The sequence below is a fragment of the Streptomyces sp. NPDC048197 genome (genome assembly GCF_043202395.1).
GTDB lineage: Bacteria > Actinomycetota > Actinomycetes > Streptomycetales > Streptomycetaceae > Streptomyces > Streptomyces siderophoricus.
Genome location: NZ_JBIDAJ010000029.1, coordinates 23,263 through 40,704, shown reverse-complemented (window position 1 = coordinate 40,704; position 17,442 = coordinate 23,263). Strand labels below are relative to the sequence as shown.

11 protein-coding genes are annotated in these 17,442 nt (G+C 74.9%); 8 read left to right on the top strand and 3 right to left on the bottom strand.

The annotated features are described in order from the left end of the window. Window positions 1-7: 7 nt before the first annotated feature. Both ACGF4C_RS29570 and ACGF4C_RS29565 read left to right on the top strand, forming a co-directional pair. The gene (locus tag ACGF4C_RS29570; RefSeq protein WP_393570172.1) at window positions 8-1,261 is read left to right on the top strand and encodes a 6-phospho-beta-glucosidase; all 1,254 of its coding nucleotides are present in this window, start codon (window positions 8-10) and stop codon (window positions 1,259-1,261) included. Then, on the top strand, window positions 1,252-2,241 hold the full coding sequence (locus ACGF4C_RS29565; protein ID WP_393570170.1) for an N-acetylglucosamine kinase: 990 nt from the start codon (window positions 1,252-1,254) through the stop codon (window positions 2,239-2,241). Before ACGF4C_RS29570 ends, ACGF4C_RS29565 begins: the two co-directional genes overlap by 10 nt. A 48-nt stretch (window positions 2,242-2,289) precedes the next feature. Here ACGF4C_RS29565 and ACGF4C_RS29560 read toward each other — a convergent pair whose 3' ends face one another. After that, the gene (locus ACGF4C_RS29560; protein WP_393570168.1) at window positions 2,290-2,619 is read right to left on the bottom strand and encodes a hypothetical protein; all 330 of its coding nucleotides are present in this window, start codon (window positions 2,617-2,619) and stop codon (window positions 2,290-2,292) included. Window positions 2,620-2,965: 346 nt separating this feature from the next. Then, window positions 2,966-3,658 (bottom strand): FadR/GntR family transcriptional regulator, encoded by a 693-nt coding sequence (locus tag ACGF4C_RS29555; protein WP_393570166.1) that lies wholly within the window; start codon window positions 3,656-3,658, stop codon window positions 2,966-2,968. Window positions 3,659-4,142: 484 nt separating this feature from the next. On the opposite strand from ACGF4C_RS29555, the gene ACGF4C_RS29550 reads away from it, so the two are divergent. From ACGF4C_RS29550 to ACGF4C_RS29525, 6 genes are all read left to right on the top strand, one after another. After that, the gene (locus ACGF4C_RS29550) at window positions 4,143-5,516 is read left to right on the top strand and encodes a hypothetical protein (protein WP_393570164.1); all 1,374 of its coding nucleotides are present in this window, start codon (window positions 4,143-4,145) and stop codon (window positions 5,514-5,516) included. Between the two features lie 251 nt (window positions 5,517-5,767). Further along, entirely contained in the window at window positions 5,768-6,796 is a 1,029-nt protein-coding gene (locus ACGF4C_RS29545) for a glutamate ABC transporter substrate-binding protein (protein ID WP_393570162.1), read from the top strand. Window positions 6,797-7,067: 271 nt separating this feature from the next. Then, window positions 7,068-8,360 carry a hypothetical protein gene (locus ACGF4C_RS29540; RefSeq protein WP_393570160.1) on the top strand — a complete coding sequence of 431 codons (1,293 nt, stop codon included), beginning with the start codon at window positions 7,068-7,070 and terminating at the stop codon, window positions 8,358-8,360. Beyond that, entirely contained in the window at window positions 8,357-10,960 is a 2,604-nt protein-coding gene (locus ACGF4C_RS29535; protein WP_393570158.1) for a tetratricopeptide repeat protein, read from the top strand. The genes ACGF4C_RS29540 and ACGF4C_RS29535 overlap by 4 nt, the downstream gene beginning before the upstream one ends. A 1-nt stretch (window position 10,961) precedes the next feature. After that, a complete protein-coding gene (locus ACGF4C_RS29530) occupies window positions 10,962-12,422 on the top strand; it encodes a PP2C family protein-serine/threonine phosphatase (RefSeq protein WP_393570156.1) in 1,461 nt (486 codons plus the stop codon). 331 nt (window positions 12,423-12,753) lie between these two features. Then, entirely contained in the window at window positions 12,754-14,346 is a 1,593-nt protein-coding gene (locus tag ACGF4C_RS29525) for an FHA domain-containing protein (protein ID WP_393570154.1), read from the top strand. 828 nt (window positions 14,347-15,174) lie between these two features. Here the strand turns inward: ACGF4C_RS29525 and ACGF4C_RS29520 are convergent. Next, window positions 15,175-17,265 carry a SpoIIE family protein phosphatase gene (locus ACGF4C_RS29520; protein WP_393570152.1) on the bottom strand — a complete coding sequence of 697 codons (2,091 nt, stop codon included), beginning with the start codon at window positions 17,263-17,265 and terminating at the stop codon, window positions 15,175-15,177. Window positions 17,266-17,442: the final 177 nt, after the last annotated feature.

Below are 17,442 nucleotides of genomic sequence, written 5' to 3'. Positions count from 1 at the left end.
AACGGATATGAAGCTCGCAGTGGTCGGCGGCGGCTCGACCTACACCCCCGAACTCATCGACGGCTTCGCCCGGCTGCGGGACGCGCTGCCGCTGGACGAACTCGTCCTCGTCGACCCGGCACGGGACCGGCTGGAAAGGGTGGGCGGCCTGGCCCGGCGGATCTTCGCCAGACAGGGCCACCGGGGCCGGATCACCTGGACCGACGACCTGGACGCCGGTATCGACGGCGCCGACGCCGTCCTGCTCCAGCTGCGCATCGGCGGGCAGGCCGCCCGCAACCAGGACGAGACCTGGCCGCTGGAGTGCGGCTGCGTCGGCCAGGAGACCACCGGCGCCGGCGGCCTCGCCAAGGCGCTGCGGACCGTTCCCGTCGTCCTCGACATCGCCGAACGCATCCGCCGCACCAACCCGCACGCCTGGATCGTCGACTTCACCAACCCGGTCGGCATCGTCACCCGCGCACTGCTGCAGGCCGGCCACCAGGCGGTCGGCCTGTGCAACGTGGCGATCGGCTTCCAGCGGAAGTTCGCCGCACTGCTGGGCGTCGCCCCCGACCAGGTCGTCCTGGAGCACGTCGGGCTCAACCACCTCACCTGGGAGCGGTCGGTCCGCGTCGCCGGCGAGGACGTCCTCCCCAAGCTCCTCACCGAGCACGCCGACGCCCTCGCCGCCGATCTGCGCCTCCCCCGAAACGTCCTGGACCGCCTCGGCACCGTCCCCTCCTACTATCTGCGCTACTACTACCAACACGACGCCGTCGTCGAGGAGTTGCGCGGCAAACCGTCCCGGGCCGCCGAGGTCGCCGCCATCGAGCAGCAGCTGCTCGCCCACTACGCCGACCCCACGCTCGACGAGAAGCCGGAACTGCTGTCCCGGCGCGGCGGCGCCTACTACTCCGAGGCGGCGGTGGCGCTGACCTCGTCCCTGCTGGCGGACGCCGGCGACACCCAGGTCGTCAACGCGCTCAACAACGGCACGCTGCCCTTCCTCCCCGATGACGCGGTCATCGAGGTCCCCGCCACCGTGGACGCGACCGGCGCCACCCCCCTCCCGGTACGCCCGCTGGAGCCCCTCTACGCCGGTCTGATCGCCCATGTCACCGCCTACGAGCAGCTGGCCCTGGACGCCGCGCTGCACGGCGGCCGCGACCGGGTCTTCGCCGCGCTGCTCGCCCATCCCCTCATCGGCCAGATCGACCGCGCCGACCGGCTCACCGACCTTCTGATCGCGCACAACCGGGAGCACCTCACGTGGGCCTGACCGGTACGGCGCTCGCCATCGACGCGGGCAACAGCAAGACCGACGTGGCGCTGGTGTCCACCGCCGGCCACCTGCTCGGCTCGGCGCGCGGCGGCGGTTTCCAGCCACCGGTGGTCGGCACCGCCCGCGCCGTCGACACCCTCGCGCCCCTGGTGACGGCCGCCCTCGCAGAAGCGGAACTGTCCCCACCCGTCGACCACCTCTCCGCCTTCCTCGCCAACGCCGACTTCCCGGCGGAGGAGGAGGCACTGGCCGCGGAGATCACCGCCCGCGGCTGGGCCCGTACGGTGTCCGTCCGCAACGACACCTTCGCGCTGCTGCGGGCCGGACTGCCGGACGACGGGGAGCCGGTGGGGGTGGCGGTGGTGTGCGGGGCCGGCATCAACTGCGCGGGCCTGGGCCGCGGCGGGGCCACCGCCCGCTTCCCCTCCGTCGGGCGGATCTCCGGCGACTGGGGCGGCGGTGCCCACCTCGCCGACGAGGCACTGTGGTCGGCGGCCCGCGCCGAGGACGGTCGCGGCGCCCGCACCGAACTCGCCCACGCCCTGCCCGCCCACTTCGGCCTGCCCACCATGGCCGAGCTGATCGAGGCCCTCCACCTGGGCCGCATCCCCCCGCACCGCCGCCACGAACTCACCCCGCTGCTGTTCACCGTGGCGGCCGACGGCGACCCGATCGCCCGCACCCTCGTCGCCCGCCAGGCCGAGGAGATCGCCGCCATGGCCACCGTCGCCCTGCACCGCCTGGACCTCCTCGCCGACCCCACCCCCGTCGTCCTCGGCGGCAGTGTCCTGGCCGCCCGCCACCCCCTCCTCCACGACCGCCTCACCCACCTCCTGTCCGAACGCGCCCCCAAGGCCGTCCCCCACGTCCTCACCACCCCACCCGTCCTGGGCGCCGCCCTCGCCACCCTGGACCGGACAACCTCCCACCCGGACGCTTACGCCCGCCTGCGGGCGACGTACGAGCGTGGTGCATGAACGCGGCGTAGGGGCGCGACGTAGGGGCGCGGCGTATGGGATCTCCGCTCAGCCCACCCGCACCCCGTCCCCCCGGCGGGTCTCCGTGCGTTCGCCTGGGGCCAGGACGAGGGGCGGTGGCAGGTCGTTCGGGGGTGCGGTGGCGGGGTGTGAGTGGTTGCTCTCCGTGAGGATGGTGATGGGGTGGGTGGTGTTGTTGATGACGACGGTCGGGGTGCCGTCCGAGCGGTGGTCGAGGGGGTAGGTGCCGTGCGGGTCGATGTACGTCGTGGCGCCGATGGTCAGAAGTCCGCTGGCGAGGGGGCCGGTTAGGGGAGGCGGCGGGTCGGCGTGGAGGCGGGTGGCGAGTGGGGCGAGGAGTGTGCGGATGCGGTTCATGATGAGCTCCCGATCTTGGGGCACGGTGGTCAGGTCGGCTGATTCCGCGCGCGACTGCTCTTGCGTTCGTCACTGAGAGTAGTTGAAGGAGGGTGGGGGCGGTAGCGGCGCGCGGGGCGAGGGAAGGGCGTGGGGGTGGGACGTACGCGCCCCCTTGGGGGTGACGACCCGACCGTCGAGAGGGGGCTCAGGCGTCGACCGGACAGTCGTCGAGAAGGGTTCGGTCGTCGACCGACAGTCGTCGAGGAGGGCCCAGTGGTCGAGGAGGGCCCAGTGGTCGAGGAGCGCTCAGGTGCCGAGGAGGGCTCAGGCGTGAGTGCCAGGCGTGAGTGCCAGGCGTCGAGTGTCAGTCGTCGAGGGGAAGGGCCAGGTCGCGTACGTGGCCGGCGAGGAGGAGGACGGCGGCGTCTACGGCGGCCTGGGGGTCCTGGGCGCGGATGGCGTCGGTGAGCCGGGAGTGCGGGTCGGTGGGGGCCGCGGTGGCGGTGTCCAGGCAGGCGGCGCGGCGGAGTTCTTCGCGCAGGGCGGCGCTGAGGGAGCGGTAGATGTCGGCGAGCACCGGGTTGTCGCTGGCCTCCGCGACCAGGACGTGGAACTCCGCGTCGGCCGCGGTGAAGGTCTCGGCGTCCTGGGCGGCGAGCGCGGCGTTCCGGCGGCCCAGTGCGGCCTCGATGCCGGTAAGTTGGGCGTCCGTGCGGTGCTTGGCGGCCTGGCGGGCGGCGACCACGTCGAGGCCCTGGCGGACCTGGGTGACGTGGCTGAGCTCGGCGCGTTCGAGGCGCCGGCGGAGGGCGACCGCGCTGTCGTCGTCGGAGATCACGAAGGTGCCGTCGCCCTGCCGGGGTTCGAGGAGGCCGGAGTGGACCAGCGAGCGGACGGCCTCGCGTACCGAGGCGCGGCTGACACCGAGGGATTCGGAGAGGGCGTTCTCGGGCGGGATGCGGGTGCCCACCGGCCAGGTGCCGTTCACGATCTGGGAGCGGATCTCGTCGGTCGCGGTCTCCACGAGCGACACCCTGCCCTTGCGGACGGGCTGCATGAGATCACTTCCCTTCGGGTGGTGGGCGGTCGGCCCGGTGCGGTGGCGGACGATCGCGGGCGATCGCCCCGGGTGGTGGGCCATTGACGTCGGTAGGGGGCCATCGGCCCGGGTGGTGGCCATCGGCCCGGATGGTGGGCCGTCGGCCCGGGTGGGCGGCGGGGGCGACGGAACGGTGCGGCATCCGTACCGGTCACGCGGCTGCGCGGGCTCCCGCCGGCACCGCGGGCTCCGGCCGTCACTTTAGTGCGGTGGCGGCGGGCCTGGGTCGTGCGCCGGTCCCCCTGTGCCACCGGCTCGTGGGACCGCTGTGCGCCGGTGGCGAGGGCGTTCGGGGCAAGATCGAGCCAATCGCGGTGTGCGTGTCGGTGGCGGCGGACATACTGCTGCCCATGCACCGGTCCTTGTCGTGAGCGCGTTCGGGCGCCGCGTACGGGCGGACCGGTGGCGTGTCAGCGACCCAGGGGGAGGATCTGTGTCGTCCGTGCCGACCAGCAGCGTGGCGCCGCCCGCTCCGGCGCGCCGTCCGGCCTGGGCCGAGGGGCTGGACGAGCTGCGCGCCGCGGCGACGACCGAGCCGGGGCGGCTGCGGGTGATCGGGGCGGTGCTGGCGCTGCTGGTGCTGGTCTTCGGGGCGGCCGCGGCGTGGCAGGTCGCGGACCGGGCGGCGGCCGCGGACGACGTGGTGGAGCGCAGCCAGCCGCTGACGGCGGACGCCGCGAGCATCTACCGGTCGCTGGCGGACGCCGACACCACGGCCGCCGGCGGGTTCCTGGCCGGCGGGAAGGGCGATGCGGCGACCCGGCAGCGGTACGGCAAGGACATCGCCACCGCGGCGGAGCTGCTCACGAAGGCGGCGCAGAGTGCCCGGAGTCCGGACGGCGCGGGTGAGCAGATCGCCCGGCTCAATCGCCAGTTGCCGCAGTACACGGGGCTGGTGGAGACGGCGCGGGCGAACAACCGGCAGGGGCTGCCGCTGGGCGGGGCGTATCTGCGGTATGCGAACGAGCGGATGCGGACGGAACTCCTTCCCGCCGCCCGGGCGTTGTACGAGGCGGAATCCGACCGGCTGGCGGCGGACTACGCCGATGCCAAGGCCTGGCCGTGGGCGGCGCTGGTCGCGGGGGTGCTGGCGGTGGCCGCGCTGGGGTGGGCGCAGCGGCGGCATTACCGGCGGACGAACCGCGTGTTCAACCGCGGGCTGCTGGCCGCCACGGCCGCTTCCGTGGCGGTGTTGTTGTGGCTGGTGGTGGGGCATGCGGTGGCGCGCGCGGGGCTGACGGAGTCGTACGAGCACGGCGCCCGGTCGTTGCGGGTGCTCAATGAGGCGCGGATCGATGCGTTGCAGGCGCGCGGCGACGAGAATCTGACGCTGGTGGCGCGCGGTGCGGTGCTCACGGATGATCAGCAGGACTTCTACGAGTCCGGCTTCCGCACCGGGATGACGGATCTCGCGGGGGCGGGTGAGCGGGGTCCGGCGGCGGCCCGGAGCCGGTTGGGGGCGGCGCTGGCGCTGGCGGACGACGAGGCGGGGCGGGCGCCGGTGCGCGCCGCGCTGGGGTCCGTACGCCAGTGGCAGGTGCGGCATGCCGAGGCGCGGGCGGCGGACGAGAAGGGGGATTACGAGCGGGCGCTGGCGAAGGTGGTCGGCGGGGCGGGTTCGACGGGCGAGTCCTTCGACCGGGTGGCGGCGGGGCTTTCCCGGGCGCTGGTGCACGAGCAGGCGGAGTTCCGTACGGCGGCGGACGCCGGGCGGGGGGCGCTGGGCGGACTGCCGGTGGGCGCGGGGGCGTTGACGCTGGTGGGGGCGCTGGGCGCGGTGCTGGGGATCGGGCGCAGGCTGGCGGAGTACCGATGAGCGGGGAACGGCCGGCCGGTGGCAGGGGGCCGGTGGGCGGCGAACGGCCGGCAGGCGGCACAGTACCGGTGAGGGACGAACGGCCGGTTGGCGGCACAGTACCGGTGAGCGGCGAACGACCGGCCGGCGGCAGAGGGCCGGTGGGCGGAGTACCGGTGGGCGGCGAAGGACCGGTGGACAGTGAAGTGCCGGCGGGTGGTGAAGTGCCGGTGAGTGGCGGGGTCGTGGGGAGAAGGCGTGGTGAGGGGGGCATGAGCGTGCGCCGGCGGGTGCTGGGCAATCTGCGGGCCGTCCTGGCGCCGGTCGCGGCGGGCATGGGGGTGATGGCGGCCGCGGCGGCGGTGCTGGTGCCGACGCTGGCCGGCGGGGCCAGTGCCGTGGGCGGCGGTGCGGGCCGGGCCGCGACGCCCGTGGTGACGCACCCGGCGTACGGGCCGGGGACGGCGTCGACCACGTCCCCCGCGGCGGGGTGCACGCCGCGGAACGCCGCGGAGAGCCTGCGGCCGTCGTCGGACGACGGGCCGGCGGTGGCGCGGATCAAGGAGCGGGGCCAGCTGGTCGTCGGGGTCGACCAGAACACCTACCGGTGGGGCTACCGCGATCCGGCGACCGGCAAGCTGGCGGGCTTCGACATCGATCTGGCGCGGGCGATCGCCACGGACATACTGGGCCCGGACCCGAAGGTGGTGTTCAAGGCGGTACCGACCGACCAGCGGATTCCGGCGCTGCAGAAGCGCCGGGTCGACATGGTGGTGCGGACGATGACGATCAACTGCGCGCGCAAGAAGCTGGTGGCGTTCTCGACGTCGTACTTCCAGGGCGGGCAGCAGGTGCTGGCGCCGAAGGCGTCGGCCGTGAAGGCGTTCGACGATTCGCTGCGCGGCAAGCGGGTGTGTACGGCGGCCGGTTCGACGGGTGAGGCGGAGCTGGCGGCGCGGCCGCACGGCGCGAAGGTGCTGACGGTGCCGAACCAGCTCGACTGCCTGGTGCGGCTCCAGTTGGGCCAGGCGGACGCGGTGGTCACCGACAACGCACTGGCCGCGGCGCAGGCGGCGCAGGATCCGGCGGTGGAGCTGAAGGGCCGGCCGTTCACGGACGAGCCGTACGGGGTGGCGATGAACGAGGCCGACACGGATCTGGTGCGCCGGGTCAACAAGGTCCTGGACGACTACCGGGCCGGCGGGGCGCCCGACGGTCCGTGGATGCGGGCGTACCGCAAGTGGCTGAAGGCCGATCTGCCGGACATATCGGGGCCGCCGTCGCCGGAGTACAGCGACTGACTCTGCGCACCACTACGGGGCGGCAAAGCCGGCCCGTGGCGTCAACAGCAGCCCGGGGTCTCCCAGGCGCCCCGGAACGTCAACAACGGCCCGGCGAAAGTCAAGAGGCCCCCGGGAGCGGTGTCACCCGGTCGATCGCCCCACGAAGTGCCCGATGCCGTCACTATGGAAAGCGGACAGAACAGGAGGCGGAGGGAGCCGGACCGCAGCAGCCGTGCGGACTCGGTCGCAGCAATCGCCGTGCAGCGTACGCGTATTGGAGAGGTGATCGATGGGGGTCCCTGGACCTGTCCCCGGTGCCGCGGGGAGTTCCGACGCCCCGGTGCTGGGCCTGGAGGAGGTGGACCGCGCCCTGGCGCGGCTCGGCGCCGAGTACGAGGCGATCGAGACCTCACTGCTGGCGCTGCAGGACCATGCCGGGCGCCGGCTGCTGGAGGGCGCGGATCTGTCGGGCACCACGAAGGAGCGCTGGGCCGCCACGGAGCGGTCCATCACGGTGCTGTGGGCGCTGTTCGACGCGTATACGGGGGCGTTGGCGGCGGCGCGTGAGCTGCGGGCGCGGCGGCGCTGGCCGTCCCCGGAGGACCTGGCCGCGCTGACGGAGCTGCTGCACGGCGCGGGGGTGACGGTGCCGGGGGTGAGCGGGCCGGGTGAGCGGTACTGCCTGGAGGAGCTCGTGGCGCGGATGAACGGGCTGTACGCGCGCTCCCTGGACGTGATCGTGGCGGCCGACGCGGTGTGGTCGGCGCTGCCGGCCCGGATAGACCTGCTGTCGGCCGAGTTGCAGCGGACCCGGTCGCTGGCGCATTCGGTGGGCGTGCGGCCCGGTGAGCATCCGGCCGGCGACGACCTGGAGCGGATCACGGGCGAGCTGGCGCGGCTGCGGGCGCAGGTGATCGCCGATCCGCTGGCGTTCTGGGTGTCGTCGTCGACGGGGAGTTCGGCGCCGGGCGGCGGCCGGCCGGACACCGCGCGCTACGACCGTGCGGCGCGGGCGCTGGAGGACATCCGGCGGGAGGTGGCGGCGGTGCTGGACGTCCGGCAGGACGCCGAGCAGCGGCTGATGCAGCTGCGGGACGTGCTGTCGCGGGCGGACCGGACGCTGACCGAGGCGCGGCAGGCGCGCGGCGAGGTGCTGGCGAAGATCGCCGCGTCGGAGGTGCCGGCGGTCAGCGGCCCGTCGACGGCGCTGCACGAGCAGCTGGCGGCGGCCGCGGAGTACCGCCGGCGGGCGCAGTGGCACCGGCTGTCGCCGCTGCTGGACAGCCTGGAGGAGCGGGCGGAGGACGAACTGCAGCGGGCCCGCGAGTCGTTGACGGCGGTGACCGCGCCGCTGGCCGTGCGGGCGGAGCTGCGCGGCCGGCTGGACGCGTGCCGGGCGCGGGTGGCGCGGCACGGCCTGGCGGAGGATCCGCTGCTGGTGGAGCGGTACGACCTCGCGCGGCGGATGCTGTGGAGCGCGCCGTGCGATCTGCGGGCGGCGGAGCAGGCGGTGTGGCGCTATCAGCAGGCGGCGGCGGAGGTGCTGGCCCCGCAGGTGCCGGAGGGCAGGGGGGATTCGTGACGGAGCGGGCCGGTGAGCGCTGCCAGCGGCGGGACTGCGCGGGCGGCTACGAGGACGTCGGCGGCGGTGAGCGGTACTGCGACGTGTGCGGGCTGCCGCCGGTGGTGTCGCCGGACGGACTGCTGGCGGCGCCGCCGACGGGCATCACCGGCCGGGCGTACCTGGCCGGCCCGACGGAACGGGAGGCGGCCGGGGCGCTGCTGACCGTCCCCTCCCCCGGGCCGGGTGCCGGTGCGGGGGCGTCCGGGCGGGTCCCCGGGTCCCGGCGGCCGGTGTCGCGGCGTTCGGTGTCCGGGCGGCTGCCGCGCGAGGGGTCCGGCGGGGCGGCGCGCGGGGTGGCGGCGGTGTCGGTGCGCGGGTCCGGCGGCGGGGCGTCGTCCGGGTCGGCGCGGGGACGGCTGGGCGCGGGCCTGGTGACGGTGGAGCAGGTGCCGCGGCCCGATCCGCGGGCGGCGGTGCTGGCGCATCCGGAGGTGCCCGAGCGCAAGCGGTTCTGCAGCCGGGCGGACTGCGGTGCGCCGGTGGGCCGTTCGCGCGAGGGCCGGCCGGGCCGCTCGGAGGGCTTCTGCGGCAAGTGCGGCCATCCGTACAGCTTCGTCCCCAAGTTGCGGCCCGGGGAGCGGGTGCACGGCCAGTACGAGGTCGTGGGCTGTCTGGCGCACGGCGGGCTGGGCTGGATCTATCTGGCGATCGACCGGGCGGTGTCGGACCGCTGGGTGGTGCTCAAGGGGCTGCTGGACACCGGCGACGAGGAGGCGCTGGCGGTCGCGATGTCCGAGCGGCGGTTCCTGGCGGAGATCGAGCACGCCAACATCGTGCGGATCTACAACTTCGTGCAGCACCTCGACCGGGACACGGGCAGCCTCGACGGCTACATCGTCATGGAGTACGTCGGCGGGAAGTCGCTCAAGGACATCGCCAACGACCGGCGGACGCCCGAGGGGAGGCGCGATCCGCTGCCGGTCGCACAGGCCTGCGCGTACGGCATCGAGGCGCTGGAGGCGCTCGGCCATCTGCACAGCCGCGGCTACCTGTACTGCGACTTCAAGGTCGACAACGCCATCCAGCAGCACGACCAGCTCAAGCTGATCGACATGGGCGCGGTGCGCCGGATGGACGACCACGAAAGCCCGATCTACGGGACGATCGGCTACCAGGCACCGGAGATGGCCGCGCTGGGCCCGTCGGTCGCCTCCGACCTGTACACCGTCGCCCGCACCCTCGCCGTCCTCACCTTCGACTTCCAGGGCTACACCAACGTCTTCGCCGATTCGCTGCCCGATCCGGACCACATCGAGGTCTTCCGCACCTACGAGTCGTTCTACCGGCTGCTGGTGCGCGCCACGGACCCGGACCGCGACCGCCGGTTCGGCTCGGCCCAGGAGATGGCCGAGCAGCTGACGGGCGTGCTGCGGGAGGTGGTGGCGGTCCGGTCGGGCGAGCCGCGGCCGGCGCTGTCGCAGCTGTTCGGCCCGGAGCTGCGGGCGGCGGACACCGAGCTGCTGGCACCGCAGGAGGGCGACAGTTCGCTGCTGGGGGCCCGCGGCACGACCCCGGGCCGGGCCGCGGAGGCGGCGGCGGGCGGACCGGTGCTGCGGCCGCTGGAGGTGGCCGGTGCGGCGCTCGCGCTGCCGGTGCCGCGGGTGGACCCGGACGACCCCGGGGCGGGGCTGCTGGCCGGCCTGCCGGCCGCCGCCCCGGCCGAACTTCTGGCCGCGCTGCGCGCCGCGCCCGTCGCCTCCCTGGAGATACGGCTGCGGGAGCTGCGCACCCATCTGGAGAACGGCGACGGCGCGGCCGCGCGGGCCGTACTGGACGAGGTGGCGGACCCGCCCGCCGGACCGTGGGACACCGCCGTACGGTCCGCCGACGCATCCGGTGACGGGCCGGGTGACCGGGGCGCCGACTGGCGCGTGGTGTGGCACCGCGGCCTGCTGGCCCTGGCGACCGGCGACCGGGAGACCGCGGCGCTGGCCTTCGACGCGGTCTACGACGCGTTCCCGGGCGAGCCGGCACCCAAGCTGGCGCTGGGCCTGTGCGCCGAACTGCTGGAGCAGTGGGACAACGCGGTGGAGTACTACCGCCTGGTGTGGGCGACCGACCGCAGTTACGTCAGTGCGGCGTTCGGGCTGGCGCGGGTGCGGCTGGCGGCGGGCGACCGGGCGGGCGCGGTCGAGGCCATGGAGTCCGTCCCCGCCTCGTCCATCCACTACACCGCGGCGCGCATCGCGGCGGTCCGCGCGCGGCTGCGGCAGCGCCCGCCGGACGATCCGCTGTTGCCGGACCTGCGGGCGGCCGCCCAACAGGTCGAGGCGCTCGCGGACTTCGGCCTGGACGCCGGACGGCGGGAACAACTCGCCACGGAGGTACTCGGCGCGGCCCTGGACTGGGTACTCTCCGGGAGCCACGGTGCCCGACCGGACGGTACGGCGGCCGGTGCCGGACCGCCGGTGCTGCTCGGCAGCCCGCTGGACGAGCGCGGGCTGCGGTTCGGCCTGGAACGGTCGTACCGCCTGCTGGCGCGGCTGGCGGAACGTGGTGAGAGAAGGATCGAACTGGTGGAACGGGCCAACCGCTTCCGCCCCAGGACATGGGTGTGACATGGGTGTGACTGGGCCGTTCCGGTGTGCGGGCTGCAACGAGCCGTACGAGGCGGCGGACAGGTTCTGCGGACGGTGCGGCGCCGCCCTGCCGGCGGCGTCCGGGGCGCCGGCGACACAGGCGACATCGACGACACAGGCGACACAGGCGTCTTTGAAGCCGTCGGAGACTCCGGGGTCGCCGGATGTGCCGGAGCCTTCGGCGTCGCCGGAGTCGTCGGAGACTTCGGAGCCGTCGGCGTACGAACTGGCGCCGCCCGCGCCTCCGGTGCCGCCCGTGCCGCCCGTGCCGCCCGTGCCGCCCGTGCCGCCCGCCGGCGGCTCCCCGGCCGGGCCGCCGCCTCCCGCCCCCGGAACCCGTCTGCCGGGTGCGGACGCAGGTCCGCCGGCCGGTCCCCCGGCCGATCCGCGGGTCGCCGGGTACGAAGCGGTCGCCGACGCCGCGGCCGGGGCGAACGCCGACGGGCCCGGCGCCGCCGCCCCGCAGGAGCCGCCCCTCGATCCCCCGTCGGAACGGTCGCCGTTCGACCCGCCGTCGGGCGGGTCGCCCTTCGATCCCCCGCCGGCGCCGGCACCGCCCGTCGCCCCGCCCGCCCCGGAGGCCGCCCCGGAGCCCGTCGCCACGGGACCGGAACGGGACCACATGGAGCGGGAACTGGCGGGCATCGCGGCGGTCAGCGACCGGGGCCACCGCCACCACCGCAACGAGGACTTCTTCGCACTGCGGGCCGCCGCGCTGCCGGACGGCGCGCCCGCCGTGGTGGCCGTGGTCTGTGACGGCGTCTCCTCGGCGACCCGCCCGGACGACGCCTCCCGGGCGGCGTCCGAGGCGGCCGGCGAGGCGCTGGCCGCGGCGCTGCCGCGCGGCACCCACCCCCAGCAGGCGATGCACGAGGCCGTCCTGACCGCCTCAGCGGCGGTGGACGCACTCGCCGCCGACCCCTCGGTCGTGCACGACGAGCACCGCCAGCAGAACGCCCCGGCCTGCACCTTCGTCGGCGTGCTGGTCGGCGGGGAGCTGCTGACCGTCGGCTGGGTCGGCGACAGCCGCGCGTACTGGATCCCCAACGACCGTACGGCGCCGCCCGTCCGGCTCACCGAGGACGACTCCTGGGCCGCGCAGATGGTCGCCAACAACCTGATGTCCGAGGAAGAGGCCAACGCCGACCAGCGGGCGCATGCCATCACCGGCTGGCTGGGCGCCGACGCCTACGAGGTCGAGCCGCACACCGCGTCGTTCAAGCCGGACGGCCCGGGCGTCGTGGTGGTGTGCACGGACGGGCTGTGGAACTACGCCGACACCGCGGAGCAGATGGCCGCGGTGCTGCCGTACGACGCGCCGGCCCGGCCGCTGCCGGCGGCCCGGGCGCTGGTCTCCCACGCGCTCGCCGGCGGCGGGCACGACAACGTCACCGTGGCGGTGGTGCCGTTCCCGGCGCCGGCCCCCGGCCGGACGGGCTGAACCACCACAAGCCGGTCATCAGGGGAGGGATGACGGCTTATCGGAGGTTCGGCCCGATTCCGGCCGCGGAACGGGGACTTCGGGCGGTGTTGACCGGCCGTCCGGCGTCGCACGGAAGGAGGAGAGTGCGAAACTCCTTGCGAAGGTGGTGGGCGTCGGCAATGCGGCGCCCGGTACTGTGCGACGAAGGCGAAGGGTGCCGGGGCAGGCGGGACGACTCCCGCCGCACGCGCCGCGCGCACCGTTCGCGCGAGGAATAAGCGACAGAGAACCACGATCAGTACCGAGCAGTACCAGCAACACGAAACGGTACGGAGGGGGAAGAACCGACATGCCGACCTGCCCGAACGGCCACCAGTCGGTGGCCGAAGACTGGTGCGAGGTGTGCGGCCAGCGGATGCCGGGTGCTGTCCCCCCGCCGCCCTCCCTGCCTGCCGGCTTCCTGAACACACCACCGCCCGGCCAGCCGACCGGCCAGCCGACCGGCCAGCCCGGTCCGCCGCAGGGCCAGCCGGGCCCGCCGCCCGGCGCCCCCGGCCCCGGCCCCGGCCCGGGCATCCCTGACCCGCAGGGGGCCCCCGGCGGCTACGGCTTCCCGCCGCCCCCCGCACCCGGCCCCGGTGGCCCCGGTGGCCCCGGCACCCATGGTGGCCAGGGTGGTTACGGCTTCCCGCCGCCCGCACCCGGTCCCGGCGGCCCCGGCCCGGGCCCCGGCGGTCCCGGCCTCGGCCAGCCGATGCCCGGCCCCGGACCCGACCAGTCCGGTCCTGGCGCACCGGGCGAGCCGTGCCCGCAGTGCGGTACGCCGCGGGACGGGGTGGCACCGTTCTGCGCCGAGTGCCGCTACAACTTCCTCACCAACTCCCCGATGTCCTACGCCCCGCCCGGCCAGCCCATGGGCCAGCAGCCCGGCCCGCCGCCCGGCATGCCCGGCCCCGGCACTCAGGGCGGCCAGGGCGGCTACGGCTTCCCGCCACCCGCACCCGGCCCCGGCGGCCCCGGCCCGGGTCCCGGTGGCCCCGGCCCCGGTCAGCCGATGCCCGGCCCCGGCGGCCAGGACGGTCAGGGCGGTTACGGCTTCCCGCCGCCGCAGCCCCAGCAGCCGCACGGCATGCCGCCCGGTCCCGGCCAGCCCGGCCCCGGTGGCTTCCCCGGCCAGCCCGGCCCGCCGCCCGGCATGCCCGGCCCCGGCCCGGCCGGCCAGCCCGGCCCGCCCCCGCCGCAGCAGGTCGACGACTGGCCGCTGACCCCGCCCGCCGCCCAGGGCCCGCCGCCGATGGCGCCCGCACCTCCGGGCCCCGGCCCGCAGGCACCGTTCGAGCAGCAGCCGCCCGCGCCGTTCCCGCCGCAGCAGCCCGGCCCGTACGACCAGCAGCCCGGTCCGTACGACCAGCAGCCGCCGCCCCCGTTCGAGCAGCAGCTGCCGCCGCAGCAGGGGCCCGGGCCGGACCAGCAGTGGAACGGCGGTCCCGCCCAGGGTCCCGCCGCGCCGCCGCAGGGCCCGCCGCCGGTCCTCGGTGACGGCTGGGTGGTGGCGATCGCCCCGGACCGCGAGTACTTCATGGCGATGATGGGCCGCAGCGGCCCGGAGGCGGCGGGGCTCAACCTGCCCTCCTACTCCCCGGAGCAGGTGCTGCCGCTCGCCAACGGCCAGCTCGCGGTGGGCCGCCGCCGCAACAGCACCGGCGAGTCCCCGGACATCGACCTGGGCAGCCCGCCGGAGGACCCGGGCGTCTCGCACCAGCACGCGCTGCTGGTGCAGCAGCAGGACGGCAGCTGGGCGGTGGTGGACCAGAACTCCACCAACGGCACCACGATCAACCTCGCCGAGGACCCGATCCAGCCGTACGTACCGGTGCCGCTCCACGAGGGCGACCGGGTACACGTGGGGGCTTGGACAACCCTCACGGTTCGCCGCGGCTGAGCTCCTTCCCACGTACTTGGCCGTCCCGCCGCGGTGGTTTCTCGCCGTTGCGCGCTTTGCGGCGCCGCGTACGTAGTTGTCTGCGGCGCCGCGGGGCTCGCTCGCCGTTGCGCTTTGCGGCGCCCCGCACGTAGCTGTCTGCGGCGCCGCGGGGCTCGCTCGCCGTTGCGCTTTGCGGCGCCCCGCACGTAGCTGTCTGCGGCGCCGCGGGGCTCGCTCGCCGTTGCGCCTGCGGCGGGCTGGGTTGTTGGTGGGTGCGGTGACGGACCTCCGGGGCCTTGTTCGTGGACTGCTGTCGCTTTACGTCCACGAACAAGGCCCCTCCGGCCCGTCCCCTCCCGTTGAGGGAGTGTGCGGGTGAGTGGGGGCGCGCGTTGTGGCACGTACACCTGACGTCGCCAGTCAGAGGGAATACCGCCCCTCGCCTGCCAAGTTGTGGCCCGCAGGGGGCGCTCGCGACCCTTACGGGATCTGTTCGACCGACCCCTACGGGTCCGCAGGCCCCCTTGTACCCGTAACGCCCACCCCCACCCACCTTCTTCCCCTCCCCCAACGGGAGGGGACGGGCCGGAGGGGCCGGTTGTGTGGACGTAAAGCGACAGCAGTCCACACAACCGGCCCCGGAGGCCCGTCACCGCACCCACAACCAACCCAGCCCGCCGCAGGCGCAACGGCGAGACGACCCGCGGCGCCGCAGACAACTACGTGCGGGGCGCCGCAAAGCGCAACGGCGACCAAGCCCCGCGGCGGGACAGACGGGTACGTGGGCGGCGCCGCAAAGCGCAACGGCGAGCAACGATCACGGCGCTGCAGCCGAGTACGTGGGCGTCAGACACAACTCGCAATGAGGAGCGCCACGTCGTCCGGGTCCTCCGGGCGTCGTAGTTCGCGGAGGAGGCGGTCGCAGGTTTCTTCCAGGGAGCGGTCGGGGGCGTCCAGCAGGTGCAGGAGGGTCTCCAGGCGTTCGTCGAGGGAGTGGTGGCGGGTCTCGACCAGGCCGTCGGTGTACAGGACGAGCTGGTCACCGGGGGCGAGGTGCACCGTGGTGGTTTCGAAGGGGACGCCGCCGACGCCGAGCGGGGTGCCGGTGGGCAGGTCGAGGAAGGCGGGGTGCCGGCCGCGGCGGACGAGGACCGGCGGCAGATGGCCGGCGGTGGCCAGGTGGCAGGCGGCGCCGTGCGGGTCGTAGATCGCGTAGACGCAGGTCGCGATGTAGTGCTCCAGCGCCGAGGTGATCTTGTCGAGGTGGGTCAGCACCTGCGCCGGATCCAGATCGAGGTCGGCGAAGGCGCTCGTGGCGGTGCGCAGCCGGCCCATGGTCGCGGCGGCGTCGATGCCGCTGCCCATGACGTCGCCCACGACGAGCGCGGTCCGGTCGTCGTCCAGCGGAAGCACGTCGTACCAGTCGCCGCCGATCTCGTACGTGGCCTGTGCGGGCCGGTACCGGGAGGCGATCTGCAGGCCGGGGAGCTGCGGCGGGTGGTCCGGGAGCAGGCTGCGCTGGAGGGTCTCGGCGGCGTTGCGCACGCTCTGGTGCGAGCGGGCGTTGTCGATGCACACCGCGGCTCGGGCGGCCAGTTCACCGGCGAGCGCGAGGTCGTCCTCGTCGAACGGCTGCGGGGTGCGGGCCCGGGACATGCCCAGGAAGCCGAGGATCTGGCCCCGGGCGGTGAGCGGGGCCAGCAGGTAGGAGTGCACCCCGGCGCGGGCCAGCCGGGCGGCGGAGGGGGCGTCGCGGGCGATGCGCGCGAGGTCCCGGTCGTCGGTCCGGGGCACCAGGATCGGGCGGCCGGTGCGGACGCACTGGGTGGCCAGGCGGTCGGGGGCGTAGGCGACGGTCTGGCCGGGGGGATCGGCGGCCTGGACGGCCTCGGTGGGGTAGGCGGCCTTGACCGCGAGGGCGCGGAAGAGCGCGGGCCCGTCGGCGGCGTCGTGGCGGTGCTCGTCCAGGACGGAGTCCAGTACGTCGACGGTGGCGACGTCGGCCAGTTCGGGGACGGTGACCTCGGCCAGTTCGCGGGCGGTCTGCCGGACCTCCAGGGTGGTGCCGATACGGGCGGTGCCGTCGGCGATCAGGGCCAGCCGCCGGCGGGCCTCGGTCGCCTCCATGGCGGCCTGGTAGCGGTCGGTGACGTCGACCACGAGGTCGGCCACTCCCAGCACCCGGCCCTGGGGGTCGTCCAGCCGGTACAGCGAGATCGACCAGGCGTGCAGCCGGCCGGGGTCGGCGGGGGTGTGGCCGACGATGGTGGTCTGGTCGACCATGGGGGTGCCGGTCGCCAGGACCTGCCGCATCGCGGTCTCCGGCACCTCGAACTTCGGGGCGGTCATGATCTCCCGGTAGTGCCGGCCCAGGTGCTCCTCGGCGGGCACGCCGTGCATCCGCTCCAGGGCCGGGTTCACGGCCACGTACCGCAGTTCGGTGTCGAGGATCGCCAGCCCGATGGGGGACTGGGAGATCAGCCGGGTGGACAGCGCGACGTCCCGCTCCAGCTCGCGCAGGGTCGGTGAGTCGGTGGCGAGGCCGAGGGCGTAGAAGTCGCCGCGGTCGTCCAGCAGCCGCATGTTGCGCAGCTCCACCATGCGTGCGGTGCCGTCCTTGTGCCGGACCGGGAAGGTGCCGCCCCAGCTCCCGCCGGTCTCCATGACCTCGGCGAACTTCTTCAGCACCAGGTCCCAGTGCTCTTCGTGCACGAGGAGTGGCGCAGCGTATTTGCCGAGTGCCTCCTCGGCGGTGTAGCCGTAGAGGTCCTCGGCCTGCGGGCTCCACAGCGCGATCCGGCCGTCCGCGTCCACGAGCACGGCGGCCACGCCGAGGAGGTCCATCAGCCCGCTCGGCGGGGACCACCGTCCCTCCGGCAGACCGGCCTCGGGCCCGTCGCCGGCCGGCGGGGTCCCGGGGTCTTCGGCTGCGCTCACCCGGGCACTCCTTCCACTGCCCCGGCTTCCATCGTGCCCCCGTCCCCGCGGATGCGCCGACCGGGGAAGCGGCCGGTCCGGGCGGCGGGTCTGCGCGCGCGGTGAAGTCCCCTTTCTCCGCGTCCTGTTCGTGTCCTTTTGCGGTGGCTACTAGCACGTAATGATCATTGCGGCAAC